The organism is Pseudomonas sp. SDO5591_S426 (genome assembly GCF_054070755.1).
In genome coordinates, this window is the sequence record NZ_JBSVXD010000002.1 from 71,394 (window position 1) to 98,086 (window position 26,693).

Below are 26,693 nucleotides of genomic sequence, written 5' to 3' on the forward strand. Positions count from 1 at the left end.
TCACGGGACTTCGCGGCGGATTGCCCGAGCCCCTCATAGCAGAGGACGAGAGCACCCGGTAGTGAGTTCAAAGAAGCTATCGATGGATGCGACGAGGGGAGCCATTTGTAACGGCTATTGGGGTCTGTCATTCACCGGTGGTCGTTAAACCAGCATCAGTTGGCCGAACCATGACCTGAATTCTTGTCAGTCCTACCCGCTCGGCCTGTTCCAAAATCTCCTCGGGTGTCGCATCGGCACTGGGCATGATCAGACTGTTTTCTCCATCTCCGAAATGCAGCTGTAGAAGGTGCATTGCTCCCTCATGGACAGGCAGCTGAACCTGCTTGAGTTCGAAGGTGTATGTACGGGGTTCGCCGTTAAAAAGGTAGTTCAAGGTGTATTCACGCATCACGATGTCCTTGATACAGAAGTACTGCAGATGCACCCAATACCCTCGACGTTGAGGGTATGCAGGTTGGAGATGCTTGCAGTTTCGAGCGTTCGATTTATCGCAGTACCAATCGTCGATGTCCTTGCAGATAACCTTTTAGTCATCCCGATGGAACATTGAGCTCAGCGTCGTCCTCTATCGCAACACCAGTGCACACTGAGGATGCCGCCATGATCGATCCATCAACCGGTATGAAGCCAGGCGAGCGGTACGCTGTCGAAAGCCTGGAGCGCACGAAACACTTTCCAGGTTTTTTCCTTGATGGAAAGTATTACCTGGGCCCCGAGTTGATGACGGCGGTCGGATGGCTGGAAGGACAGACGTTTTTTTACGACGAGCTCGATCCTGCCGGAGAGCCGGTGTTCCCGGATCGAGTCGCAGGCACGATTGAAAATCTGACGCTAAACCTCGCGGACGGCGCGCGTCTGAACCTGTACGAGGTGCGATATCACGCTCGGGAAGAACTAATGGCATCCGGGGTCGATAACCGCCCTGCTCCACTCGGTCGCCAAGACTACCGGCTGCTCAAAAACAAAGTGGTGGTGATCACCGGAGCGTCAAGTGGGATAGGCCGCGCAGCGGCTCATGCATTTGCTGACAAAGGCGCTCGCCTGGTGTTGGGTGCGCGTGACAAGGCCGCACTTGATGAAGTTGTCGAAGAATGCACAGCACGTGGCGCTTCAGCCATGGCCGTGCGCACCGATGTCACCAATAGCGAGCAGATGCGCGCTTTGGCAGATCAAGCCGCTGCCTTCGGTGACGGACGCATCGACATCTGGATCAACAATGCAGGTGTTGGTGCGGTCGGCAGCTTTGAGGAGACGCCGCTTGAAGCGCACGAACAAGTGTTGCAGACAGATCTGCTGGGTTACCTGCGCGGCGCCTATGTAGCATGGCCATATTTCAAGAAACAAAAACGAGGAATCCTGATCAATACCCTGTCACTGGGTAGCTGGGTCGCACAACCGTATGCCGCTGCCTACTCCGCCAGCAAATACGGTTTGCGCGGCCTGAGCGAAGCACTGCGCGGTGAACTGTATGACTATCCGCAAATCCATGTCTGCGACATCTATCCAGCGGTCATGGACACGCCAGGATTTCGTGACGGTGGCAATTTCACAGGCCATGCACTGAAACCCCCGCCTCCCATTTATGACCCGCATCTCGTCGCCGAGGCCATGGTGGCTTGCGCGCTATGTCCCAGACCGAGTACTACCGTCGGCGCAGCTGCAACCCTGGCACGGATAGCGCATTTTTTGCTGCCTGGTTTTCCGTATCTATCTGGATGGTTGACTCGCCTGGGTTTGCAACACAGTCCGCAGGCGACCTCGACATCGGGCAATCTGTTTGTCCCCTCGAACGCTCAACGTCAGGTTGAAGGTGGGTGGCGAGCGAAGGCGCATCGACCCTCGCTCGCGATCGTTGTGGGTGCGACGCTTTTGGTGGGTGGCTTGATGTTCGCTTTGAGTCGCCGTGGCCCGCAATCAGGTCGGCCTGACTATAAACGCGGGATCAAATGAAACTCACGACACCTGATGGCCGATATTTTCTAGTCAATGGGCAGCTGTGGCGGTGCACCAATCCATCACTGCATGAAGATGTGCGGCAATACCTCGTCAATGACCGGATGAAGTAGTGCCATCACGCATCATTCAGGCCAAGCCTGATTTGGCCGAAGGCTACATACGCTGCGTATGCCGACAAAATACAACATACAACCCGTATGTCAATCGAAGGGTTGCCCGTTCTTCACAAAAATCCCACCGCTGCTACTCGCAAAGACATACGACATGCACGCCACTTGACATACGCAACGAATGTTAAATAGCATGATTAACATACGGAGCGTATGATCAGTCTTCACAAAGACAGACATACCCCCGTCACCCGAAAAAAACCCCAACATCACGCAAGCCAACAGGAGTACTTATGATCGACAGTCTCGCTGGGTACCAGTCACCCTCCATGATTTCCGACGCGGCGACCCGGGAATCGCTCAATGCCTTTATCGCGAAAGTCCTGCACGGTTTTTCCACGCCTGGCTCGGACGTCGCCAAGTACTTCGCCGACCCCGATGTCGCGATCGCCGGTTCCGGCCTGGACGAGTTCTTCATGGGAACCGAAGCGGTGCAAAATGGCGTGACGTGGGTGACCACCTTGAACATCCGCTGGGAACCACGACTGGTGGTGTCCTGGATGCGCGGTGACATTGCCTGGGCGCAGATCCGAATCGACGGCCACACGATTGAAAACGCTGAACCGACTGTCGTTCAGTACAACGCGACCGGAGTCTTCCAACGCAAGGGCGACGGCTGGACCTGGCTGTACTGGGGTGGAGGCGAACCGCAAAAAGTAGCTCGACTGTAATCAGACACTGCTTCGAGTTCGACCTGATCCAAAGCCGTTAGCTGCAGGCATTTCTTTATTCATCACTGAAAACAGTGATCAATAAACGGGTGGATTGCCGCCAACGGCTGAGGCTCGATCACCTCCCCAACCCAGCCTGTTACCCGATCTCGATTTTCCGCCCCCTGCTTATCAACCCGCCATCGGGATTGCACCGGAGGCCCAGATGCCTTTTTTCAGAACCTACGCCTTTCATCTCGACGAAGCTTCGCTCGATAAACATTGCCGACCCGCTGATTTTTTTGCCTGCGATACCTTGATGCCGGAAGAGGACGACAAGCCTGGCGTCCCCCACGCCAATGAAACCTGCGAACAAGATCTGCAAGCGCAGAAGTCTTGAGCCAACCATCGGCCCTCCCCATTTCATCAGGAGAGCGGCTGATGGCCTTAGCGTGTGACGCCATCCAATGCCCCCAAAAAACGGGGGCTCTTTTCAAAGTGCCTTGGCCCAATCGCGCAACAAGTACTTCTGGATCTTGCCGGTCGAGGTCTTCGGCAATTCGCTGAACACCACGGTCTTCGGCAATTTGAAACCCGCCAGATGCTCACGACAGAACAGGATGATGTCGGCTTCCAGGGTGTCCCGATAATCGTCTTTGAGCTTGACGAAGGCGCAAGGGGTTTCGCCCCACTTTTCGTCCGGGCGGGCGACCACTGCGGCCTCCAGCACTGCCGGGTGACGATAGAGAACATCTTCGACCTCGATGGTGGAGATGTTCTCGCCGCCCGAGATAATGATGTCCTTGAGTCGATCCTTGATTTCGACATAGCCGTCAGGGTGACGAACCGCCAGGTCGCCAGTGTGGAACCAACCACCTTCGAACGCTTCACTTGTGGCTTCGGCGTTCTTTAAATAACCCTTCATGACCGTGTTCCCGCGCATGAAGATTTCGCCAACACTGGTGCCATCCAGGGGGACAGGTTCCAGGGTTTGCGGATCGGCAACCATCAGCCCTTCCAGGGTCGGATAGCGCACGCCTTGACGCGACTTGATCCTTGCACGCTCATTCAGTGGTTGCTCGTCCCACTCGTCATGCCAGGCGCAAACGGTCACCGGGCCGTAGACCTCGGTCAGCCCATAAACGTGAGTCACCTTGATGCCCATTTCCTCCACCGCACCGATGACCTTGGCCGGTGGTGCGGCGCCTGCAAGCATGGCGTCGACCGGATGATCGAAGGTGACTTTGGCCGAGTCGGGCAAGTTGACCAGCCCATTGAGGACAATCGGCGCACCACACAGATGGCTGACCCGATGCTGGTGAATCAACGCGAGAATTTTGTATGGGTCGACGCGGCGCAGGAACACGTGAGTCCCGGCCAGCGCAGTGACTGTCCACGGATAGCACCAGCCATTGCAATGGAACATCGGCAATGTCCAGAGGTACACCGGGTGGTGCCCCATGGCCCAGGTCATCTGATTGCCCAGTGAATTGAGATAGGCCCCGCGGTGGTGGTAGATGACGCCCTTGGGGTTGCCCGTGGTGCCGGATGTGTAGTTGAGCGAGATGGCTTGCCATTCATCTTCAGGCCATTGCCAGGCGAACTGCGGGTCACCTTCAGCGAGGAAGGCTTCATAGTCCAGCGCACTCACCGCGCTGCCTTCGCCGTACTCCGGATCGTCCACATCGATCACCAGTGGCGGATGGGAGAGCACGCTCAAGGCCTCACGAATGACCGCGTGGAACTCACGATCAGTGATCAGCACTTTGGCTTCGCCATGTTCAAGCATGAAGGCAATGGCTTGCGCATCCAGGCGTACGTTCAGGGTATTGAGCACCGCGCCGATCATCGGCACGCCAAAGTGAACTTCAAGCATGGCCGGGATGTTGGGCAGCATCACCGCCACGGTGTCGCCCTTGCCGATACCCCGCTGGCTCAGTGCGCTGGCCAGGCGCCGACAGCGCTCATAAGTCTCTTGCCAGTTGCGCCGGATTGCGCCGTGGATCACGGCAGGATACTCACCGTAGACGGAGGCCGTGCGCTCGATGAAGCCCAGCGGAGAGAGGGCGATATGGTTGACTGCCGAGGGCGCCAGGCCTGTTTCGAAAATCGACATGTGGTTTTTCCTGTGGGGAGATCACCAGCCTGTTTGGCTGTGCTGGAAACCTCCAATGGCTGATTGTTAGCTCTGTTCAGGGTTCAAAACGGCCCCAACTGATCGGTGGGGCCGCGGAGACGGTGGAAAGGCTTGGTTTTAAGCCGTCTGTTGCCTGGTTTTGCGCAAGTGCGCGCGCCAGGTCATGGCCCAGTGTGCCGGGTCTTCCAGTGGAGCGCTCTTCAATCGATGAATCGCCTGATTATGCGGCGAAGTCTTGACGATCTCCGGGTTCGAGTAGGCCTCGTCGGATATGTGGGCAAGCACTGCAATCCAGGTGTCCAGCGCCTCCTTGCCATACATCTCGCCCGGCTCGGGGGTAAACGGTTCTGGCACCAGCCATGGGTGATGGCTGCTCCACATCGGGTCGATACCGAAATCGCTCATGCGATTCTGCACGTCATGCACATCGACCCCGGTGTCTTCCTTGAGCTGCTCAAGGCTGTAGCGGGTCATCTCCATTCGGTGGCTCTTGGCATCGGGGTGGGAACGGGTCACGCCCCGAATCGCCAGCAGGCCTTTTTCCATGTAGTTGTTGGCGAGCACCGAAATATCCGACGCCTCTGCCATGCCTGCTGCGCCCATGGAACGCGACCAGGCGTAGGCCTTGAGGATGACCGGCACGTTGCCCCAGAACTCGCGGATCTTGCCGGAACTCTGCGGGCGGTCGTAATCAAGACTGTAGCGTTCACCGTCAAAGGCCACCACCGGCGCAGGCAGGAACGGTGCCAGTTCCGCCGAACATCCGTAGGCGCCCACTGCCGGGCCCCCTACTCCACTTTTCGGTGCGCCGAACGTCTTGTGCAGCATGAACATGCACGCATCAAAACCGAGCTCCCGCGCACGAATCTTGGTCATCGCGCCGTTGAAATTGGCGTGGTCGTAGAAGCACAGGCCGCCCGCCTCATGCACCACGCGCACCCACTCGCGAATCTCCGGGTTATACACGCCCATGTCATCGGGGTTGTTCACCATCAATGCTGCCGTGCGGTTGGACACTGCGGCTTTGAGGGATTCGAGTGACGGATATCCGTTCTCTTCGATCATCAGCGTGATGACCTTGAACCCGGCGGCAGCGGCCGTCGCGGCGCTGCTGGGGTGCGTCTGGATGGTGGTGATGATTTCGTTACGCTGCTCCAGCTCGCCACGGGAAGCGTGGTAAGCACGGGTCACGGCGCAACTGGTGTACGCAGCATCAGCCCCGCCGCCTGCCTGGAAGATGAACTGATCCATCCCGGACAACTCACGCAGGATCGTGTCCATGCCATGCACGACTTCGAGTGCGCCTTGCAAGGTGTCCTCGTCCTGATACGGATGCACGTGGGTGATTTCCGGGCGCCAGGCCATCGCCTCGTTGATCTGCGCGTTGTACTTCATGGTGCACGTGCCGAACAGGCTGATGTTCATCATGCCCAGGGTCTGCTGCGACAGGCGCAAGTAGTGATACAACACCTCGGGCTCGGACATCTCTGGCAACGCCGGTTTGCTGGAGCGGCGCATGTTCGCGGGAATCAAACCGTCTGCGCTGCCGACCGCCGCTTGCACGTCAGCCTCAACGTCGGAAAAGATCACACCGCGACGGCCGGGATAGCCCATCTGCAGGATGACGGGTTCGCTCCAGACGGGAGCATGGTATTGCTTGAGTGGTGTGCTCATTGTGCGATTACCTTTTTGAGTGCAGCGGTCAGACGCTGAATATCGGCTTGGGTGTGAATCTCGGTGACGCAGTACAGGGCGCTGGCCCCAAGCGCTGGAAAGTCCTGTGTCAGGTCTTTGCCGCCGAAGATTCCCAACGCGAGCAAGCGCTTGTTGATGTCGTTCACGTTCAGCCCGGTGCCGTCGAAATTCACCACGAATTCCTTGAAGAAACCGGAAGGGAATGTCACTTCCACACCCTCAATTTCACCCAGCAACTTCGCCGCGTAGTGAGCACGTTGCAGGATCAGATTGCCGACATCCTCGAAGCCTTTTGGCCCCATCATCGCCATGTAGACGGCGTTGGCGATTGCCCACATGTAGACCGAGTGACCGGTCCAGTCATTGCCCTTGTCGCGCAAGCCGTAGGACGATTGTTCGAACAGGCTCAGGCCAAAACCGTATTCGCCGGGTTTGGTGGTTTCAGCGATGCTGATGAACAGCGTCGGGTATTGATGGGCGTACCGTTCTTCGTCGCGGGTGGCAATGAAGCCGCTGACCCCGCCACCACAGTTCATGTGCACTCCCAGCGGTTGCGTGGTGCCCACAACGATATCGGCGCCAAAATCAATCGGAGCGGCCAGCACGCCGAGGGAGATCGGATCGACGCCGACGATGACTTCGGCACCCGCAGCGTGGGCGATGGCGGCAATCTCGGTGCCTTGCTGTTCGATCACGCCGAAATACGACGGTGTTTCGAAATAGACCGCGGCCGTTTGCGCACCGATCGAGGCACGCAGGTGATCAAGATCGAGCAAGCCGGTTTTCGGGTCGAAGTCGACGAGTCGCACGACAATGTGGCCTGGCATTTCCACGGGTTCGCAGTAGTTGCGGATGATGGACAGTCGCTCCGGATCGATGGCGCGCACCACCGCCACTTCGCTGCGCCCGGTAATGCGGGTGGCCATGCGAATGGCATGGCCCGCAGCGCAGCCCCAACTGCGCACCGGCAGGCCGACCAGGTCCATGTTCAGCAACTCGCCGAGCTGGCTGCAGAACTCGAACCAGGCTTGATTGCGACCGTGGTCGGAGCTCGGTTCACCAAACACCGAAGTCAGCCACTCGTTGCGGCGCACGACCTCGTCGCACGCGGCCGGGACGTGATGCTGCCAACAGCCGGCGCCCAGGAAATTAAGGTTTTGCTCGCAGGTCTTGTTTTTCGACAGCGTGCTGACCAGGTGCCGACGCAACTCGCTCTCGTTGAGCGCGGGAGGCAAATCAATCGGACGTTGCAGGCGGTGCTCATTGGGAATCTGCTGGAACAATTCCTCGATGCTGTCGACACCGATCGAGTCGAGCATCTCTCGTTTGAGCGCAGGAACAGAGTTCGCCATATAGGGGTGGGCGACATGATTACTCATGGGGTTATCCTCGTTTTTTTTCGAATGAAACAATTGATCAGGATCGAACCCTGAAGAAGACGGACCGGTCAGGCCCGGTGTGCACGCGTATGTGACCGCTGAGCATGGCGTCGACTTCGGCGTCGCCCGTGTCCACGCGCAGGCAGCCGGTGTCGAGGGATAGGAGCTTGTCTATCGAGGTGATCACGATGATGTGGTCGCGCCCTGTACGGCGGATGACCTCGGCGCTGATCTGCTGGTTGCCACGCCCGAACAAGCTGCCGTGACCGCCCAGCACACCGACGATGATGTGGGTCTCGCGCCCCTCCATCAGACGGATCAACTCGTGTTCATTAAGATCCGTGCCAACCAGCGCACCGTCCATGACCGCGTCTACGCCCAGCAGCGTCGACGGCAGGCCTAGCTCCGTCATGACCCGTCGTGTGGTGGTGCCTGGTCCTAGCAGATACAGGCAGCCGGGCTTCATCTCTCTGACAACCTGTCGGGACACGGCGTCAAGTGCCATGCTTTCGTTGGCCACCGAACCGGCCTTGGCGTTTTGAGTCAGGTGACGTTCATGCGGGCTGCGGGCATAGCCATACAGCCGTGCCGACACCTGATCGCTGCGCATGGCGGCCTCGTCGATGTCCATGACCTCGGCTTCGCGAAAGCGCACCGAGGATTCGCCGGCAACGAAGCGTGCCGCAAGATTTCCGGCGTTCTGCGGATTGGTGCCGAACACAGCGGAATACATCTTTACGCCCGTCGGGATACCGAGAATGGGTACGCGATCGCTGACCATTGCCAGCACATCGCGCGCCGTGCCATCGCCACCGGCGAACAGAAGCAGATCGACCGAGGCATACGCCATGACGAGCGCGGCATTGCGGGTGTCATCGGGCCGGCTCGCTCCCGGTGATGACGTATAGACGACAATCGGATCGAGACCGGCGGCACGCGCTACATCTTCACCCAGCTCGCCAGAGCCGGTAATCAAGCGAAATGGCGTCATTGAAGCCGCCAGCCGATTGAGCGCGATCAAGGCCCGATCGCTTGAAACGGGTTGCGCACCACGGCGCCTTGCTTCCTGCAAAATCTCGGCGCCGTCAGTGCCCTTTAACCCAACACGCCCGCCCATCCCGGCGACCGGGTTGAGGATAAATCCCAGGGTTTTCCCCTGAGCTGCGGGATGAAGTGAAATATCAGAATCGCGCTGTTCACGCATTGCTCGGTATCCTGTGCGAATTGGCGGGGCCCAGAGCCTGAGAGCACACCGCTCAGACTCATTGCATACGCCGCGTATGTCGGACATAATACGACATACGCAAGGTATGTCAACTTACATACGTCACGAATGTTAAATTCTTTATAGGGAACACGACCGATGGCGCAGAAGCGTGCGGACATGATTGCGGAGACTCGCGGCAAACTGATCAAGGCTGCGCGAGACGCCTTTGCTACGAAGGGATATGCAGAAAGCTCGATGGACGATTTCACCGCTCAAGCGGGCCTGACCCGAGGTGCGCTGTACCATCACTTCGGCGACAAAAAGGGTTTGCTGCAGGCCGTCATCGCCCAGATCGACGGGGAAATGGGGGCGCGCCTGGCGGTGATTATCGAAGAGGCCAACACCACTTGGGACGGCTTCATCGATGAATCCATCGCCTACATCAAGATGTCCCTGGAACCGGAAATCCAGCGCATCGTGTTCCTCGACGGGCCAGCGGTACTGGGCGACCCGTCGCAATGGCCCAGCCAGAACGCGTGCATCCGCAGCACGCAACGCAGCATTCAAAAGCTGATCGACGAAGGGACGATCCGCATGGTCGACCCAGAAGCTACGGCCCGCCTGATCATGGGTGCCCTGCTCGGCGCTTCCTTGTGGATTGCACATGCTGAAGATCCTCAGACTGCCTCTGAAAAAGCCGTCGAAAGTTTCCGGACCTTGGCGTCCGGATTGCTGCTGTAAAGGCAAGCGACAGACGTAACGGTGCCGCACAATGCACAGGCAGGTTCAACACTTCGACCAAATCATCGAACACGCCGCGTCACTGGCGCACTGGTCGCAGCACTACGACAAACTGACGCCGGGTGCTTTTCACGGTGTCCTGCAGGACATGCAACTGAACGGCGTCCGATTGTTCCGTGAAACCCTGAGTAGCGCTGTCGCTCAGCACACGCACACGCCTGCCCACTGCATAAACCTGCTGCTGCCGGTGAACCTGCCGAGTCAGCCCGACGTGGCGCCGAATCGAAGCATTCTTGCCGACGGGCTGAACTTCCTGCCCTACGACGGCGATTTCTTTTTCGTTACGCCACCGGGCACTGACTACATTGTGATTTCGCTGGATTGCCAGGTACTTGAACACCTGTTGGTCGCCGAGGACGTTGAACTGTTCTACCGCCGACCCAGGGGTTACGGGATGAAGCTTTCCGCCAGGCGTTTGCAAGGTGCGCAAGTCGCCATGACCAGTCTGCTCGAACCCCTCGAGATCAATGACCAGGCCTTTCACAACGTCGTACTCGCTACGCTTCTCGACGTGCTTGAACCGCAAAACCCGGTGCGCATACAGGGGCTGGGCGGCAGCCACCAGCACATCGTCAAACACTGCCATGAGCGCGTACTGCAAAGCCCTGCCGGGGAATCGCTGTCGATCCTCGACTTGTGCCGGGAGTTGAAGATCCCCCGCCGCACGCTGCATTACAGCTTCGAAAAGATCGTCGGCATCTCGCCTCTCTCGTATTTGCGCGCCATACGTTTGAACGCCGCCCAGCGCAGCCTTGCCGAACACCCGGCCCCCAGCGTCGCCGATGTGGCGTACCGCTGGGGGTTCACCCATCAAAGCTATTTCAGCCAGGAGTACAAACGCCTGTTTGGCCACTCACCCTCGGCGCAACGGCGTGGATAGTCGGCCGAAGCTTGCGATGCATCACACGATCGGCCCACAGCAGTAGCAACGCCGACAGGCACATCAGCGCGCCACCCAAGAACTGATCCAGTTGAGCACTCATGCTCACGGCACCGTGCATGTGCATGGGGTACAGAGGTGGACTGAGCAGCAGCATCACACCGACCAGCACCTGCGGCAGCGCCACCGCCAGGCTGAAGCTCCACCGCTTGCGCAAGGGAACATCTGCGCGCTGGCAGTAACGCCCCATCACCCGGCACAACCACAACCCGCTCAAGGCCATGGCCCATTTCATCAGCGCATACAGCGTGGCATCGTCCATCAATCGTTGATGCAATTGCGGCAGCATCCATACGCCGCTCATTGCGCCGAACGCGATCACCACCCAGATGCGCACCGCCCTCCCTTCCCTTCTGAAACCGGCTTCGCTGACCGGCTCCCGGGCGACGGCAAACAGTAAAAGAATCGGCGCCAAGTGATGGATCAAGGCGCTTTGCAGGCAGTGCAGCCAGACGCTGTGGCGCGCCGCGGCGTCCAGCGCCGGCTGCATGCCCAGCAAAAACACCAGCGCAGCACCGCCCAGCAACAGCGGTTGACGCTTCCAACCCTTAGGCCCGCCGCTCACCCAGCAAACAAACACCGCAATCGCCAGCCACTCCAGCCAGGCCCAACTCGAAAATCCAGACATGACAACACCCTCGACCCAAGCGCAAAGCGCTTGGGCATTCATCGATTGAAGCCTGATCAGGCGTTGTGTTTGCAGCAACTGGCCGGCCGACCCTCCTGGACACTGGCGTGGTCCTTGCTCGCCGGCAAGTCCATGGCCGGGTTGCCGTTGAAGAAGTTATTGGGCTTGAGTTTGAACCCGACGTATTCCACCGGCATCACCGGGAAATCCTCCGGCTTGCAGATGTGGGTATGGCCAAAGGTGTGCCACACCACCAGATCCTGGTTGTGGATCTCGCGGTTGTTCTGCGTGTACAGCGGGAGGCCGTCACCCCGATGCTGATTGGGGTAATCGCCGGAGCCGTAGCGCTCGCCGGGCGCGTAAGGCGTCACCCACAGGTGCTTGCTGGCAAACCCGGCGCGGCGACCAAACGAACTGTCGGGTTGGGCGAGCATGACCGGATTGTGCTCGGCCATCAGCTTGTAGCCGGGGTGATTGCCGACGGCGTTCTTGACGTTCGGATTGATGATCTTCCAGAAGCGTCCGGTCTGGCCGTTGGCCTCACGGGCCGCGTCCAGCTCATGGGTAAACGTGGTGGTCACACTATCGAAGACGTTGCCCCAGGTATTGCCCTCGCCTTGCGGGCGAGACTGGAAATTGGTCTCGGTCACCGAGTTGTGCTCGCCATCCACCATCATGTGCAAACGCGCACTGAAAAAATGCTGGTGGGTCGGGCCGTAGAACTCCGGCGTGACCATTCCGCCGCCACTGGCGGGGCGTTGACCGGGGGCCAACGCGGCGGTCTGGATGATCCCGGTCAGTTTGGCTTCGAGTTGAATCGTTCCGTCCTGATACAGGTACCAGAAAAAACCGTAGTCGTAGTTGGCCACGGTGCAGAAGAAGCTGATCACCAGGCGCCGGGAGCGACGCACTTCGAACACGCCGGTACGAAACTCATAGTGTTTCCACAGCGTGCCGTAATCCTCCTCGTGCATGCAGATAGCGTTTTTCATGACAAAAGCTTCGCCCTGATCATTGACCGAAGGCACATCGAAATAACGAATCGCCCCCAGGCAGTCGCAGCCCAGTTCCAGTTGGTTGGCCAGACGACCGAGCCCGTATTCGCCGCCGTCGAACGCGCATTTCCAGTAATGATTGAGCTCGTTGTCCGAATACGGAACGCCCATGTCGGTGACACTGGCGCGGTAGAGGATCGGGCGCACGACATCGCCGTCCTTGTAGCCCAGTTGGTGCAGAACCAGACCCTCACGCGGCGTGAAGCCGACGCGGAACTCCCAGTCCTGCCAACTCACTTTCCAGTCATCGACGGTGAAGCTCACGCCCTCGGGCTGCGTGATGTGCAACGGTTTGAGCCCCTCGCGCGGCTTGCCCAGGGACGCTGAATCGTAGTTGATCGTGGCCTTGGGAATCGGCGTCAGACGGCCGTCGTCCAACAGTTCGATGACCTCGCCCTTGTTCAGGTCGATGATTGCAACCAGGCCTTCGATCGGGTGGGCGTAGCCGTTGTCGGTCAGTTTGTCACGGTAGAACGCGACGCCACGCATCAGCCGCTTGCCCTGATAACGCTCGTCATCACCGAAATGTCCAAACGACCAGGGATCGATCTGCACGTTTTCGATATCGGCATCGGTGAGGCCCCGGCGCTTGACGGCCGCACGCCACGCTGGATCGTTCTGCACGGCTTCCACGCACAGGTCGAACTCCTCAATCATGATCGGTGCATGACCCTGGCTTTCAATGTCGACCGCTTGCCAATCGACAAGGGTTTGGCTGTTCAAATCCACCAGCGCTTCGAAGGTGTTGCCCGTCAACTTATCCAGCACCAAGGCAAATGCACGCCGGGTAAATGCCTGGCCTGGCACATGCTCCAATACCTCGCGCTTATCCGGCTCGGCGAGGTGCAGGTACGGGAAGCGGCATTTATCGTGAAGGTTTTTTTCCCGTTTCAGGATGCCACTCGCCAAAGCAAGTTCTTCTAGCGAAAGCGGGTCAAGCGGGTGGGTCGCGGTGGTTATTTTAAGATTCACGTTCATGCTTCGTACTCTTCCAGTCAAATGTACTTTTGGGTTTAAAGGCATTCGGACGATGAAGAAGCTGCAGCACTGCGGTAGGTCGGCCCATAAAGACTACGACCAACTATCGCAGGCGCATTAACACAAATTGGCAGAAACACAGCGGACACTCGCCAAACTAAAGGAGCTGGCATGTTTCTGGCTTTTTAATCAATCAAGGCACAGCGGATAAATGATCCGGCAACGCTGCGGTCAGGTCGGCAACCCTACTGCGCATTCCAGTTATCCAGACTTTCCTCAGTACTTCGCACTATCAAAGAGCAACCTGCACTCATGCGGTGCTACAGCGTCCAAACGACTGTTCAATCAACTTTTCTTTAAACGGCCTTTAATCACGCCGTAAAAGAACAGCACCACCAGAAGTAACGGCGTTCCATTCACCCAGGCCGATTCACTGCCAGTCAGTAGCCCGTAGTTCTCATAGATCAGGTAAACCGCCAGGCTAAGCCCCGCGAGTGCAACCAGTGGGCAGACCAGGACTTTGAGATACCGGCGATCGCTGCCCTTCTTGAAATAGGCAACCACCGCCAGCGAAATGAATGCCTGAAGCCCGATAATCCCAAGCGTTGCCAGCGCTAGCGTCACCGGAAAAAGGAAGACAAAGGCGTCGTAACCCAGCGACGTCGGGACGGCGATGCAGACTGCAACCAACACCGTCACCAGAAGACTCGCATTGGCCGGGGAGTTTTTTTGCGGATGAATGTTCGATAGCACACTCGGCAAATGCTTATCTTTGGCCAGCACATGCACGTAGCGAGTGGCAGCGTTGTGCAGCGACAACAAACAGGCAAAATTGCTGGTGCACAGCATGATCGAAACAAGGGTGGCCGTTGTGCCTCCCAGGCGTGTCGAAAACAGGTTGATGATCAGTTCGCCTTGGGCCGTTGCCGCTTCGCCCTTGATCGCCTCTACCCCGATTCCGCCGACGACCAGCCAGATAATCACAAAGTAAGCGACAGCCACTAAAGCCACCGCGAGACGCGTGGCACCCGGAATGGATTTTTCCGGCCGCTTGGCTTCCATCGCATACAGCGCTGCGGACTCGACACCGAGGAAGGCTGCCAGCGCAACCATCATGCCGACGCCTAGGCCGGGCGACGTTATTGCATCAACCGATACCGCCTCAATCGGGAACGCCGCGAGGCCTTTATCCATGAAAATGGAGACGCCCAGCAAAAACAGCATGAAGAACTCTGCAAGCACCAAGGGCACCAGGATCTTCGCGGCAAAATCAATATTCGCCCGCCCCAGATAAGACGTCAGCGCCATGAACAACACCGTCCATGACGTCCAGCCAATGTCCACGCCAAATGTTTGCAGGGTCAAGTTGGTGTAGTAGCCCGAGACAATTGCCAAGGCGATGGTAATTGCCAGGTAGGACGCCAATGCGACCCATGCCGCACCCGCGCCAACTCGCGGGCCAAACACCACCGATAGATACTTGTAGAACGCGCCCGCGCCCGGGATCGCGCGAATCAACTCGCCATAGCCGACCGAGAAACAAACCATCAAGAACCCGGCCACCAAAAATGTTCCGGCCAAACCCGGCCCGTTGCCGAGTTGAAAGCCAATGGGCGCGGCGGTGAGAACGGCGCCTAAAGGCGCGGCTGCGGCAATCACCAACAATGCGATCTGATAAGTACCCAGGTTGCCCTTGAGTTTTTCGCCGACTAAAGGCGCCTCTTCACGCAGGGATTCGGTTAGCTCTGTCATCACAAAAGCTCCACTCTTTTATTGTTATGAATCACGCCAATGGGTCGATGCAGTAGCGTCCTTGCTGAAAATTCACCAAGGGGTTACATCCCGATGCTGACTGTCTCGGGCAACGTGCTGGCACCATCGATCACGATTTGCGCACCGTTGATGTAACTGGACTCGTCCGACGCGAGGAATGCCGACAGCTCACCGACTTCGTCGGGCCTGCCCAGCCGTTTCATGGGAATGGCTGTGGCCAGTTCATCAAGCACCGACTTCGGATCGTCCGGATTGACTTGCCGGGCGACTTGCTCGGCCATCGGCGTCCAGATGAAGCCGGGGCAAATGGCATTGACCCGGATGTGATGGGGCGCCATTTCCACCGCCAGCGCCTTGGTGAAACCAATCAGCGCGGACTTGGACAAGGCGTAAGCCACCTCACCCGGATCGGCCGTCAGGTCACCGGTGACGGACGACATGACGACCACTGCACCACCGCCGGAGTTGATCATGTGGGGCAGAACCGCCCGCGCGGTATGCCACGCACCTTTGACGTTGACGTTAATGTGCAGATCGAGATCGGCGTCGCTGGAATCCAGAAACTTCGCCAGCCGGCAAACGCCGGCATTGCAAACCAACGCATTCAACTTGCCAAAACGCTGCATGCCTTTTTCGGCTATCAAGCGCATGGTTTGCGGATCGGTGACATCGCCTACTTGTGCAAGCACTTCCACGCCGTAGGTATTTTGAATCTCTGCTGCAACTTCATGGATCGATTCATCCAGATCAACAAGTATTAAGTTGGCCCCGTACTTTGCGTAGATCGTGGCATGAGATTTACCCATTCCTTTTGAAGCCCCGGTAATCAAGGCCACTTTCCCGTTTAACTTACTCATGATGTCCTCCGGTTTTTTTTGAAAAAAGTTATCCCGCCATGCTCAGGTCATTTGCCCAGGCATGCTGTTTCACAACTGGCTTTTAAGTAATGGCCGTCGCGCGATGGCTCTTCAGGGTTTCGGACGGCCGTTCGCCAAACAGATGTTTGTAGTAGACGCTGAACATGCCCATATGCCAGAAGCCCCAATTGGCGGCCACTTCACTGATCAAGGTTGGCTTATCGCTGGAGATAAGCTCCGCTCTGACGCCGTTCAAACGTATATAGCGCAGATAAGTCACGGGACTAATACCCAGGACTTTATTGAAGGCATAGTGCAACGAACGATGACTGGTTCGCAGTCCTTCACATAAGTCAGTAACCGTCAGAGCTTCACTTTTCCTTGAAAGAATATAATTGCGCGCACTGTCTACGACATGACGATGAATGAATTGCTCTGCGTGAGATTTCTTGGACACGGGCAGCTCCGCTGTCATGCCAAGGAGCAATTGCATGATGTCGAAAGTCAGCTGCTTTCTGGCTGACGCCGATTCCAGAATTGAAGGATTGGCCTCGACGGCACGGAAGAAGTTATCGAACCCTTGCCTGAACGCTGCGCACTTTTCGGGCGCAAGTGAACTGACTTCCTTGGTCAGCGCGATGACACTTTCGTCATCAAATTCGTCATCCAGGGAGTATTTCCTGAAGGCTTCAACATCAACGGATGCGCCATAGATATCGGAATAACCCGGGGTCTTGAATTTTAGTTCGGAGTCCGGCCGGAGGAAGAAAACCGAATCAATGCAATCCAGCTCTTTACCGCACCAGTAACCGTGGCCGCGCAATGCAATGGGAATGCCCAAGGCAAATTTGCCAGGCAAGGTCTGCCCATGTTGATCTACCGCTTGATTCATTACCTCGCGGAAGATCTGCACCACGCCAACGGAAATTTCGGTTACCGAACCTGCGAATTGCCCTGGGCTGATCTGCAAATACTCTTGCTGCCACTCAGATAAAGAATTCGCCAATACGTTCGCGTCCGTGACGCAAACACACTGCACACCGGCCTTGACAGCCGCTAGCGGGGGTTTGTGAAGAAGGGATCCTGCTGGATGAGATTTTTGCTGGACCGATTGCGATCTCATGGCATATCTCCTGGGCGCATCAGTGTTCTTTTTATTATTCGAAATGGCGTTTTCAACGCCGATCGAGCCTGTGCCTCGCGTCCTATGCTCATTGGCTACAGTTTTAAATTTACACGATGCTTGCAGGGCCAGGGGCGTGCGGCCTGAGATTGCGCATTTTTTTGATAGTCCGGCCTGCAGGCGTCAGAGGACGCCTGCGTCGCCGACCCCGATCATCGAACAGGGTCGAGCCCAACGACTGTCAGTCAGCCCTTGATGTCTTTGGAAAGCATGGCTTTCGGAATCAGCAGGATCAGCACACAGCTGACGAGCAGGCAGCCGCCCAGCACATAGGTGCCGTTGTTCATGTCGCCCGTCAGTGTCTCAGCGGTAGCCGTAATCATGGAGCCGGTGAATCCTGAGAGGTTGCCGATTGCGTTGATCATGCCAATGCCCGCCGCTGCGGCCACCCCGGACAACACTGTGCCTGGCAATGTCCAGAAAATTGGCATCAGGCTCAGCAAGCCTGAGGCGGAGACGCTGAGGAAGAAAATGGACACCGGCAGGTTATGGGCAAAGACGGCGCTGCAAATCAGCCCGATACCACCGATGAATGCAGGAATAGCCGCATGCAGTCGGCGCTCGCCGGTTTTGTTGGAGTGCCAGGCATTGAGTGTCATGGCGACGATGGCGGTGGAGTACGGGATTGCCGTCAGTAAACCGATGTGCAGTGTATTGGAGATACCCGTGGCCTTGATGATCGTCGGCATCCAGAACGCCAGCCCGTAAAAACCAGTATTGAATGTCAGCAGGATCAGCACCAGCAACCACACTCGACCATTGAAGATCACATCCCGAAGGCTCGACGCCTTTGTGGTGTTTTCTCGATCGAGGTTGTTTTTGAGCATGTTCTTTTCTGCCGTCGTCAGCCACTTGGCGTTGTCGATTTTATCGACCAGCAAAGTCACCACGACAACGGCCATGATCAACGACGGAATGCCTTCGATGATCAGCATCCACTGCCAACCGGCCATACCGTGGACACCCTGCATCGCCCCCATCAACCACCCTGACAAAATCCCGCCCAAGGTCAGGCTGATCGGCATGGCCATCAGGAAGCCCGCCATGACCCGGCTTTGCCGGTGCGTCGGAAACCAGTAGTTGAGGTAGAGAATCACCCCTGGGAAGAAACCGGCTTCGCATATCCCCAGCAGGAAGCGCAGCACGTAAAACATGGTTTCCGATTCGATGTGAAAGAAGCTGGCCAGCGGTACGGTAAACGCTACAGCCATGGAGACAATGCTCCAGGTGACCATGATGCGGGCAATCCAGAGGCGCGCGCCAAAGCGATGGAGGAACAGGTTGCTGGGTACTTCGAAGAGGAAATAGCCCCAGAAGAAAATGCTCGCACCCAGCGCGTAGACGGTGTTGCTGAATTGCAGGTCGTTAAGCATGTCCAGCTTGGCAAAACCGATATTGACCCGATCCAGGTACGCCGCCATGTAGCAGAACAGCAGGATCGGCAGGATGCGCAGGATGACTTTGCGGTAAGTACGATCCTCGGAGGTAAGCTCCGCCGAGCCCTCTCCTTCGAGAGGACGCTGAGATACTGATTCCATGTGTTGACCTCAAGGCATGTCGTCATGCCGATTGTTTTTGTTTTGGCTTGCGACCTTGAGTTCCTTGGGCTGACCTAAGCCAATCCGCAAGGAAAAAGGAATCTGCAAGTGATGCTGTTACCGGTAACATTTTTAATGTAGCAATTAGTTTCGGAGCAAAGCAAGCGGGCCCGGTTAAAAAAAATCAGGTGCTTTCGCGCGCCAGGATTTTGAATTCGACGACATCGAACTCCCGCGGACGTGGCAGCCCAAGGCGCTGTGCAGCAGCGCTGGCCACCAGTAATTCACCGGCGCGCCGGCCGATTCGATAGGGATCAACCGAGACGGTGGTGATCGTCGGCGTGCAATAGCGTGATACTTCGAAATCACCGAACCCGGCGATCGCGATGTCCTCGGGCACCCGTCGCCCCTGTCGATGGCATTCCATGATTGCCCCGAACGCCGACAGGTCGCTGACGCACATCACCGCGTCTGTGTCCGGCCACTTTTCCAGCAGCCGCTTCACGGACTCTCCGCCATGGCTCATGGTGATGGGCGACTCGCCATACTCCATCACCCTGGGCTCCCCTACCCCCAACGCCGCGACAGCCTGAAGGTAGCCTTGCTGACGTTGCTGACCACGGTGGTCGAGTACCGACGCACCGCCGATGTAGCCAATCCGCCGATAACCTTGCTGATACAGGTGTTCGTACAGTGCCGCCGCGGCGGCCACGTTACTGAACCCGACCGATTGCTCGATCGGGTCGGCTGGAATGTCCCAGGTCTCGACAACCGGCACTTGCGCCTGGCGCAGCAGCTTACGGGTTTCGTCCAGATGCGCGCTGCCCGTCAACATCACCCCCACCGGTCGATGGCGCAGCAGCGTACGCACCAGCAATGCCTCTTGCTCCAGGTGGTAATCCGTGTCCCCCAACAACAGGCACAAACCGTGTTCGCTGACGGCATCATTCAGGCCACGCACGGTGTCGGCAAAGTTCGAGCTCGCCAATGATGGCACCAACGCCACGATAAATTCCGAACGTCCGGTGGCCAGGGTTCCCGCAGAGGCATCAGGCAGATAGCCGAGCGTTTCAATGGCTTCGTGGACAAGCTTTTGCGTGCGCTCTGACACGTCGCGACCGGCCAGGACCCGGGAAACCGTCATCTTCGAAACACCGGCCAGTTTGGCGACGTCGGCCATTCGCGGCGGCGTGGTGGTCTTGCCTGAATCCTCGTAACTCATGAACGTCCTGTTTTCCTGAAAATGACCGGCGGACATGGAAATCAACGCCACCAACACGGATGGTCGCTGATTATACATGGCCACTGACAGGCCCACCTCTGCTCGTTGCACGCGATTACCGCGCCCATTCGAGTATCGACATTGGGTCTTTACAAAAAAAATGTTACCGGTAACATCAGGCCATTCGAACGCCCACGGATGCTTTTCAAAACCGGCTTCCTCGCCTCCTGCGGCTGTTCACTTACCGCTGATACGCCCCTAACAAGAGATAAAACCATGCCTGAAAAAACTCCTCGGTCCCTGCGAAGTCAACAATGGTTTGACGATCCCAGTCATGCTGACATGACCGCGCTCTACGTCGAACGCTTCATGAACTACGGCATGACGCGCGAGGAGTTGCAATCGGGCCGTCCCATCATCGGTATCGCCCAAACCGGTAGCGATCTCGCGCCGTGCAACCGCCATCACCTCGAACTTTCGCAGCGCACCAAAGCGGGCATTCGCGATGCCGGGGGCATTCCCATGGAGTTCCCCGTGCACCCGATGGCCGAACAAACCCGGCGTCCTACTGCGGCACTGGATCGCAACCTGGCTTACCTGGGCCTGGTCGAGATTCTTCATGGGTACCCGCTGGATGGAGTGGTGCTGACGACTGGCTGCGACAAGACCACTCCCGCCTGTCTCATGGCGGCGGCGACGGTTGATATACCGGCGATCGTATTGTCGGGCGGGCCAATGCTCGATGGACACCACAAGGGCCAGTTGATTGGGTCCGGCACGGTGCTGTGGCATGCGCGCAACCTGCTGGCCAGCGGTGAGATCGATTACGAAGGCTTCATGGAGATGACCACCGCGGCCTCTCCTTCGATCGGTCACTGCAACACCATGGGCACTGCGTTGTCGATGAACGCGCTGGCCGAAGCGCTGGGCATGTCGCTGCCAGGCTGCGCGAGCATTCCGGCAGCCTATCGTGAACGCGGCCAGATGGCTTATGCCACTGGCAAGCGCATCGTCGACATGGTCCGTCAGGATGTTCGTCCTTCGCAAATCATGACCCGCGAAGCCTTTGAGAATGCCATCGCCGTGGCATCAGCACTGGGTGCCTCGACCAATTGCCCGCCGCACCTCATCGCTATCGCGCGGCACACCGGCATCGACCTCAGCCTGGAAGACTGGCAGCGCGTCGGCGAAGACGTGCCCCTGCTGGTCAACTGCATGCCCGCCGGCAAATACCTCGGTGAAGGTTTCCACCGCGCCGGCGGCGTGCCTGCCGTGATGCACGAACTGAAGAACGCCGGTCGGCTGCATGAAGATTGCGCCACGGTCTCCGGCAAGACCATTGGCGAGATCGTCAGCAACGCGGCCGCCAGCGATACCGATGTGATTCACGCTTACGAAGACCCGTTGATTCAGCGAGCCGGCTTCATCGTACTGAGCGGAAATTTCTTCGACAGCGCCATCATGAAGATGTCGGTGGTGGGCGAAGCGTTCCGTAAAACCTATCTGTCCGAACCCGGCGCGGAAAACAGTTTCGAGGCCAGGGCCATCGTTTTCGAAGGCCCTGAGGACTATCAGGCCCGCATCAACGACCCTGCTCTGGACATCGACGAGCGCTGCATTCTGGTCATTCGGGGCTGCGGCACTGTGGGTTATCCGGGCAGCGCCGAAGTGGTCAACATGGCACCACCCGCAGCACTGATCAAACGTGGCATCGATTCCCTTCCCTGCCTGGGTGACGGGCGCCAAAGCGGTACGTCGGCAAGTCCGTCGATTCTTAACATGTCCCCGGAAGCCGCCGTGGGTGGAGGAATAGGACTGCTGGAGACCAACGATCGTCTTCGCGTCGACCTCAATGCCCGTCGAGTCGATCTGCTGGTGGATGAAAGCGAAATGGCGCGTCGCCAGGCGGCGTTCAAACCCTCCATCCCGGCTTCGCAAACCCCGTGGCAGGAACTCTACCGACAGCAAGTCGGCCAGCTCTCCACCGGCGGTTGCCTGGAGCCCGCGACCTTGCACTTGCGGGTCATCGCACGCAGCGGCGATCCACGCCACTCCCACTGATTCGCTCTTTGCAAAGGTTAACGCACATGTCCCAAACATCCGCTGTAACGTCATTGTCGGATCTCAACGCTCCCGCCCAAGACCTCGCTCAAGGCACGTGGATCAGTCGCGCCTGGATTCCTGGCGCCAGTGCAGGACCCGCCGTCGTGCTGCTCAAAGACGGGCAGGTTCATGACATCAGTACCCGAGTGGCGACCGTTTCGGCGTTGCTTGAGCTTGATGAGCCCGTTGCTTACCTGCGCAGCTTGCCGTTGAAAGAGCCGTTGATCAGTCTTGACGATCTGCTCATCAACAGTGATGCATCCGTTCGCGACGAAACACGGCCGTGGCTGTTGGCTCCGATCGACTTGCAAGCGGTGAAAGCTGCCGGGGTTACCTTCGCCACCAGCATGCTTGAGCGAGTGGTCGAAGAGCAGGCCAAGGGCGACCCGGCCAAGGCCGATAGCATTCGCGCAACCCTGGTAGAGAGCATCGGTGCTGACCTCGGGCAAATCGTGCCGGGCTCTTCCCAAGCCGCCGCGCTCAAGGAAGTGCTGATAAGCCAAGGCATGTGGTCGCAGTACCTCGAAGTGGGCATTGGTCCGGATGCCGAGATCTTCACCAAAGCTCAGCCGTTGTCAGCGGTGGGCTTCGGATCAGACATCGGTATTCACCCGAAATCCAGCTGGAACAATCCTGAGCCTGAAGTGGTACTGGCAGTTTCCAGTCGCGGCAAGGTACAGGGCGCAACGCTGGGTAATGATGTCAACCTTCGCGATTTCGAAGGGCGCAGTGCGTTGCTGCTTTCCAAAGCCAAAGACAACAATGCGTCGACCGCGCTTGGGCCATTTATCCGGCTGTTCGATGAAACCTTCGGCATCGAAGACGTACGCGCAGCAGAAGTCGCACTGCGTGTCGTCGGCGAGGATGGTTTCATCATGGATGGCAGCAGCTCCATGAACCAGATCAGCCGCGACCCACTGGATCTGGTCGCTCAAACGCTTAACGAGAACCATCAGTACCCGGATGGTTTTGTGCTGTTTCTCGGCACCCTGTTTGCGCCCAAGCAAGATCGCGATCTGCCCGGCGGAGGCTTTACCCATAAAAAGGGTGACATGGTAGCCATCAGCAGCGCCAAGTTCGGCACGCTGGTCAACCGGGTGACAACAAGCGATCGCGCTCCGGCCTGGCAAATGGGTTATCGCGCCCTGCTCGACAACTTGCAAAGCCGTGGGTTGGTTTCTGCTGCGATCAAGCCACGGTAGCCAAAACGACAACTTCCATGGGCGCAGATCAACCGTTTCCTGCGGTCGATCTGCTTCCTGGTCCCACACGGTCATTTCAACAGGTCATTCGTGATCAATGTTTTCGGCTCCAGATATGCGCTCATCCCCCACTTGCCCATTTCGCGCCCAAGGCCTGAATGCTTGAAGCCGCCGAAGGGAGCACGCGGCTCATGGGCCAACGTGTTGATGAGCACTCGTCCCGAATCGATCTGCCGTGCGACATTCACACAGCGTTCGGGACTTTTCCCCAGCACCAGGGCGCTCAGCCCATAGTCCGTATCGTTGGCAATGCTGATCGCATCAGCGTCATCCTCGTAGGGAATGATGGTCAGCACGGGGCCGAAGATTTCCTCCCGCGCGATGCGCATCCGGTTGTTGGCATCAGTGAAGATCGTGGGTTTGACGAACCAGCCGGCATGCAAGCCTTCCGGACGACCTTCGCCACCCGCCAGCAATCTCGCGCCTTCTTCCTGGCCGATGCGGATGTAGCGCTGCACCCGTTCCCATTGTTTCTGGCTCACCATCGGGCCGATGTCGGTGTCGGCGTTGCGCGGATCGCCCGATTGAATCTGTGAGACGCCCTCCTTCGCAACCCGCTCGAACTCTGCCAGCCGCCTGCGCGGTACAAGGATGCGAGTGCCCGCGACGCAAGCCTGGCCGCTGTTGAGGAATCCGGCTTGCAGGACCAAGGGCATGACCGCCTGGAAATCCGCATCGTCCAGCACCACGGTGGGCGACTTGCCGCCCAGTTCGAGCGTTACGCGCTTCATGGTGTCCGCGCCGGTCTTGACCAAATGCTGTCCGACTGCGGACGACCCTGTGAATGAGATCTTGGCAACATCGGGATGGCGGGCGATTTCCTCGCCAACCACATCGCCCCGTCCGTTGACGACATTGAATACACCCGGCGGCAGCCCCGCTTCGTGCAACGCACTGACCACGACCTGCGTCTGCAATGCGCTCATCTCGCTGGGCTTGATGACGGCGGTGCAACCTGCCGCCAGCGCAGTGGCCAGCTTGTTGCAGATGAAGCCCGCATTGCTGTTCCAGGGCGTGATCAGACCGGTAACGCCCACGGGCGTGAGAATGACCCTGGCCATGCCGACCTGTTCCTCGAAATCGAATGCCTGTAATGCATCGATCGCTTGCGCAATCACATCCGCCGGGTAAGCCGCCATCCAGCGCCCGCGAACCGAAGGCGCGCCGTATTCCACGAGAATGGCTTCCAGCAGTTCCTCCTCCCTCGCCGCCACGGCCCGGTGCATCCGTTGCAGTGCCGCGATACGCTCCTCCCGACTGGTACGAGACCAGGCCGGGAAGGCAGCCTTGGCGGCGGCGATGGCACGCTGTGCATCCAGTGCATCGCCCAGTCGAACCTGACCGATGACGGCTTCAGTGCTCGGGTTGTGGAGGTCGAACCATTCCTGACCGTGCGGGATGACAAATTCGCCGTTGATGTAGATGTGATCAATGCGCTGCATGGCGCCTCCTCGTTGAAAACGACTGGCCCGTATCGAGCCTGTATGCAGCGAAGTCTATGGGGGGCTGATTGTTCCGATAAGCTATCCTTTTGCGCATGACGCATCCTTATTTTCAGGACAATCCATGCACAGAACAGGAATGACCGAGCTAGAAGTGGTGCTGGCCGTTGCGCGCCGCAGCAGTTTTCGTGGCGCGGCACAGGAATTGGGCATGTCCTCCACCGCTGTGAGCAGCGCGGTGGCCGGCCTGGAAGCGCGCCTGAAAGTGCGCCTGTTCAATCGCTCCACGCGCAGCGTGGCCCTCACCGACATCGGGCAACGCTATGTGGAGCGAATCGCCCCTGCGTTGGCGCAAATCAAAAGTGCCGGCGAAGAGGCCAGCGTCGGCCTCGACGAACCCAGCGGCACCCTGCGCATCAATGCACCGCATGGCGCGGCCTACTTGCTGCTGGAGCCGCTGTTCAAGCAGTACGCCGAGCGCTATCCCAAGGTGCGCATCGACATCGTCAGCGAATCAAACATGGTCGACATCGTCGCCGCAGGCTTCGATGCCGGGATTCGCCTGGCAGAGTCCGTGCCGCAGGACATGATTGCCGTGAGGCTCTCAGATGACATCCGGATGCTGGTGGTGGCAACGCCGGAGTATCTCGAACGCCATGGCATCCCCGAGCATCCGCGAGACTTGCTCACTCACCAGAGCATCGGCATGCGAATGGCCCACGGTGGCCTGTACCTGTGGGAACTGGAGCGAGACGGTGAGAAGTTGCAGATGGACCTGCCGGTGCGCTTCACCTTCAACGAGATGCTGGCCATCAAACAGGCCGTGCTGATGGGCCTTGGCATCGGGTTCATTTCCGAGTGGTTCATCCAGGAAGAACTGGCCAGCGGCGCCCTGGTGCCGGTGCTGATGCCTTGGTGCCCGTCGTTTGGCGGTTTGAGGCTTTATTACTCGGGCCATCGCTTCGTGCCGGCGCGATTGCGCGCGCTGATTGATCTGGCGCACGCGTTGTGACAACCGCGATCATGTCGCTACCGACCCGACAGATCGCGGAACACTACTTCGCCACATACTTCGTGCCCCGCGAATCCCCAAGCTTTGCCTGCAACATTCCCCACTCGCGCTGAATGATGGAGTAGGGAATGAAGATGCTGATCCTCTCAGCCTTGCTTATACCGGAGTGATTGCTCACGTCGTTCAGCGTGGTTGAGTGGAAACCGATATTGATGCCGACGACACTGCCGTCACTGGTGATGACCGGCCCACCCGACATGCCCTTGATCAGCGGGGCATCATGAATGGCATAAAGCTCACCACTGTGTTCATCGGCATTGACGAACGGCGTTTGATAGACCTTGCCTTTCCCGGTCATGGTCACCAGGTAAGGACTCACCCCCACAGCCGTTATGCTTTCGCCCGCACGCGGTGCGCGCCAGGACGGGTAGCGGCCGTTGGCCTTGTGCTGGATGAAGACCAGGTCGCAGCCTGTGCTGCAACTGTATTTCACGTTGGGGATGAACGGCATATGGCGAATGGTGACGGCGTAGTCATCGTTCCATTGCACGGCAGAGGCCATGTATACATAAGGCAGAGGAAAGCCTGAATAGACCAGGAAGTATGAATCATTAACAGGTCCCGATAAGTCGGGTTTAACGAAGCCATTGCATCCTGCAGTTAAAGCTCCTATTAGAAAGCAGGCCATGATCTTGATCATGA

22 protein-coding genes are annotated in these 26,693 nt (G+C 58.1%); 8 read left to right on the forward strand and 14 right to left on the reverse strand.

Annotation, left to right across the window (positions count from 1 at the left end):
• Positions 1-127: 127 nt before the first annotated feature.
• Positions 128-391, reverse strand: coding sequence for a hypothetical protein (locus ACW9JC_RS01130; RefSeq protein WP_457453039.1), 264 nt, complete (start codon positions 389-391; stop codon positions 128-130).
• Between the two features lie 212 nt (positions 392-603).
• Here ACW9JC_RS01130 and ACW9JC_RS01135 point away from each other — a divergent pair, with 212 nt between their 5' ends.
• From ACW9JC_RS01135 to ACW9JC_RS01145, 3 genes are all read left to right on the forward strand, one after another.
• Positions 604-1,953: an SDR family oxidoreductase gene (locus tag ACW9JC_RS01135; RefSeq protein ID WP_457453041.1), complete on the forward strand. Its 1,350-nt coding sequence runs from the start codon at positions 604-606 to the stop codon at positions 1,951-1,953.
• Positions 1,954-2,362: 409 nt separating this feature from the next.
• Positions 2,363-2,800 carry a nuclear transport factor 2 family protein gene (locus ACW9JC_RS01140; protein ID WP_457453042.1) on the forward strand — a complete coding sequence of 146 codons (438 nt, stop codon included), beginning with the start codon at positions 2,363-2,365 and terminating at the stop codon, positions 2,798-2,800.
• 205 nt (positions 2,801-3,005) lie between these two features.
• Positions 3,006-3,179: a hypothetical protein gene (locus ACW9JC_RS01145; protein WP_457453044.1), complete on the forward strand. Its 174-nt coding sequence runs from the start codon at positions 3,006-3,008 to the stop codon at positions 3,177-3,179.
• 93 nt (positions 3,180-3,272) lie between these two features.
• On the opposite strand, the gene ACW9JC_RS01150 is transcribed toward ACW9JC_RS01145, so the two are convergent.
• The 4 genes from ACW9JC_RS01150 to ACW9JC_RS01165 all read right to left on the reverse strand — a co-directional run bounded on the left by ACW9JC_RS01150 (position 3,273) and on the right by ACW9JC_RS01165 (position 9,194).
• Positions 3,273-4,895: an acyl-CoA synthetase gene (locus tag ACW9JC_RS01150; protein WP_457453046.1), complete on the reverse strand. Its 1,623-nt coding sequence runs from the start codon at positions 4,893-4,895 to the stop codon at positions 3,273-3,275.
• 138 nt (positions 4,896-5,033) lie between these two features.
• Entirely contained in the window at positions 5,034-6,590 is a 1,557-nt protein-coding gene (gcvPB, locus tag ACW9JC_RS01155) for an aminomethyl-transferring glycine dehydrogenase subunit GcvPB (protein WP_457453047.1), read from the reverse strand.
• Positions 6,587-7,990 carry an aminomethyl-transferring glycine dehydrogenase subunit GcvPA gene (gcvPA, locus tag ACW9JC_RS01160; RefSeq protein ID WP_457453049.1) on the reverse strand — a complete coding sequence of 468 codons (1,404 nt, stop codon included), beginning with the start codon at positions 7,988-7,990 and terminating at the stop codon, positions 6,587-6,589. The genes gcvPB and gcvPA overlap by 4 nt, the downstream gene beginning before the upstream one ends.
• A 37-nt stretch (positions 7,991-8,027) precedes the next feature.
• A complete protein-coding gene (locus tag ACW9JC_RS01165; protein WP_457453050.1) occupies positions 8,028-9,194 on the reverse strand; it encodes an ATP-NAD kinase family protein in 1,167 nt (388 codons plus the stop codon).
• Positions 9,195-9,353: 159 nt separating this feature from the next.
• Here ACW9JC_RS01165 and ACW9JC_RS01170 point away from each other — a divergent pair, with 159 nt between their 5' ends.
• Positions 9,354-9,938 (forward strand): TetR/AcrR family transcriptional regulator, encoded by a 585-nt coding sequence (locus tag ACW9JC_RS01170; RefSeq protein WP_457453051.1) that lies wholly within the window; start codon positions 9,354-9,356, stop codon positions 9,936-9,938.
• Positions 9,939-9,969: 31 nt separating this feature from the next.
• Positions 9,970-10,878: a helix-turn-helix domain-containing protein gene (locus tag ACW9JC_RS01175; RefSeq protein ID WP_457453052.1), complete on the forward strand. Its 909-nt coding sequence runs from the start codon at positions 9,970-9,972 to the stop codon at positions 10,876-10,878.
• On the opposite strand, the gene ACW9JC_RS01180 is transcribed toward ACW9JC_RS01175, so the two are convergent.
• The 7 genes from ACW9JC_RS01180 to ACW9JC_RS01210 form a co-directional block, all read right to left on the reverse strand.
• The gene (locus ACW9JC_RS01180) at positions 10,820-11,566 is read right to left on the reverse strand and encodes a cytochrome c oxidase assembly protein (RefSeq protein ID WP_457453054.1); all 747 of its coding nucleotides are present in this window, start codon (positions 11,564-11,566) and stop codon (positions 10,820-10,822) included. The genes ACW9JC_RS01175 and ACW9JC_RS01180 overlap by 59 nt on opposite strands.
• A 56-nt stretch (positions 11,567-11,622) precedes the next feature.
• On the reverse strand, positions 11,623-13,599 hold the full coding sequence (locus ACW9JC_RS01185; protein WP_457453056.1) for a primary-amine oxidase: 1,977 nt from the start codon (positions 13,597-13,599) through the stop codon (positions 11,623-11,625).
• A 345-nt stretch (positions 13,600-13,944) separates the two neighbouring features.
• Positions 13,945-15,351 carry an APC family permease gene (locus ACW9JC_RS01190; protein ID WP_457453058.1) on the reverse strand — a complete coding sequence of 469 codons (1,407 nt, stop codon included), beginning with the start codon at positions 15,349-15,351 and terminating at the stop codon, positions 13,945-13,947.
• An 83-nt stretch (positions 15,352-15,434) separates the two neighbouring features.
• Entirely contained in the window at positions 15,435-16,229 is a 795-nt protein-coding gene (gene ucpA, locus ACW9JC_RS01195; RefSeq protein ID WP_457453060.1) for an SDR family oxidoreductase UcpA, read from the reverse strand.
• 82 nt (positions 16,230-16,311) lie between these two features.
• On the reverse strand, positions 16,312-17,352 hold the full coding sequence (locus ACW9JC_RS01200; RefSeq protein WP_457453061.1) for a helix-turn-helix domain-containing protein: 1,041 nt from the start codon (positions 17,350-17,352) through the stop codon (positions 16,312-16,314).
• A 245-nt stretch (positions 17,353-17,597) separates the two neighbouring features.
• Positions 17,598-18,950 carry an MFS transporter gene (locus ACW9JC_RS01205; RefSeq protein WP_457453062.1) on the reverse strand — a complete coding sequence of 451 codons (1,353 nt, stop codon included), beginning with the start codon at positions 18,948-18,950 and terminating at the stop codon, positions 17,598-17,600.
• Positions 18,951-19,134: 184 nt separating this feature from the next.
• The gene (locus ACW9JC_RS01210; protein ID WP_457453064.1) at positions 19,135-20,172 is read right to left on the reverse strand and encodes a LacI family DNA-binding transcriptional regulator; all 1,038 of its coding nucleotides are present in this window, start codon (positions 20,170-20,172) and stop codon (positions 19,135-19,137) included.
• A 276-nt stretch (positions 20,173-20,448) separates the two neighbouring features.
• On the opposite strand from ACW9JC_RS01210, the gene ACW9JC_RS01215 reads away from it, so the two are divergent.
• Both ACW9JC_RS01215 and ACW9JC_RS01220 read left to right on the forward strand, forming a co-directional pair.
• Positions 20,449-22,233, forward strand: coding sequence for an IlvD/Edd family dehydratase (locus ACW9JC_RS01215; RefSeq protein ID WP_457453066.1), 1,785 nt, complete (start codon positions 20,449-20,451; stop codon positions 22,231-22,233).
• Between the two features lie 26 nt (positions 22,234-22,259).
• Positions 22,260-23,477, forward strand: a complete 1,218-nt coding sequence (locus tag ACW9JC_RS01220) for a fumarylacetoacetate hydrolase family protein (protein ID WP_457453067.1) — start codon at positions 22,260-22,262, stop codon at positions 23,475-23,477.
• Positions 23,478-23,548: 71 nt separating this feature from the next.
• Here the strand turns inward: ACW9JC_RS01220 and ACW9JC_RS01225 are convergent, their stop codons facing one another.
• Positions 23,549-24,979: an aldehyde dehydrogenase family protein gene (locus ACW9JC_RS01225; RefSeq protein WP_457453069.1), complete on the reverse strand. Its 1,431-nt coding sequence runs from the start codon at positions 24,977-24,979 to the stop codon at positions 23,549-23,551.
• A 124-nt stretch (positions 24,980-25,103) separates the two neighbouring features.
• Between ACW9JC_RS01225 and ACW9JC_RS01230 the strand changes: the two genes are divergently transcribed.
• Positions 25,104-25,991 carry a LysR family transcriptional regulator gene (locus tag ACW9JC_RS01230; RefSeq protein WP_457453071.1) on the forward strand — a complete coding sequence of 296 codons (888 nt, stop codon included), beginning with the start codon at positions 25,104-25,106 and terminating at the stop codon, positions 25,989-25,991.
• Positions 25,992-26,034: 43 nt separating this feature from the next.
• Here ACW9JC_RS01230 and ACW9JC_RS01235 read toward each other — a convergent pair whose 3' ends face one another.
• Positions 26,035-26,691, reverse strand: coding sequence for a trypsin-like peptidase domain-containing protein (locus ACW9JC_RS01235; RefSeq protein ID WP_457453073.1), 657 nt, complete (start codon positions 26,689-26,691; stop codon positions 26,035-26,037).
• Positions 26,692-26,693 lie beyond the last annotated feature (2 nt).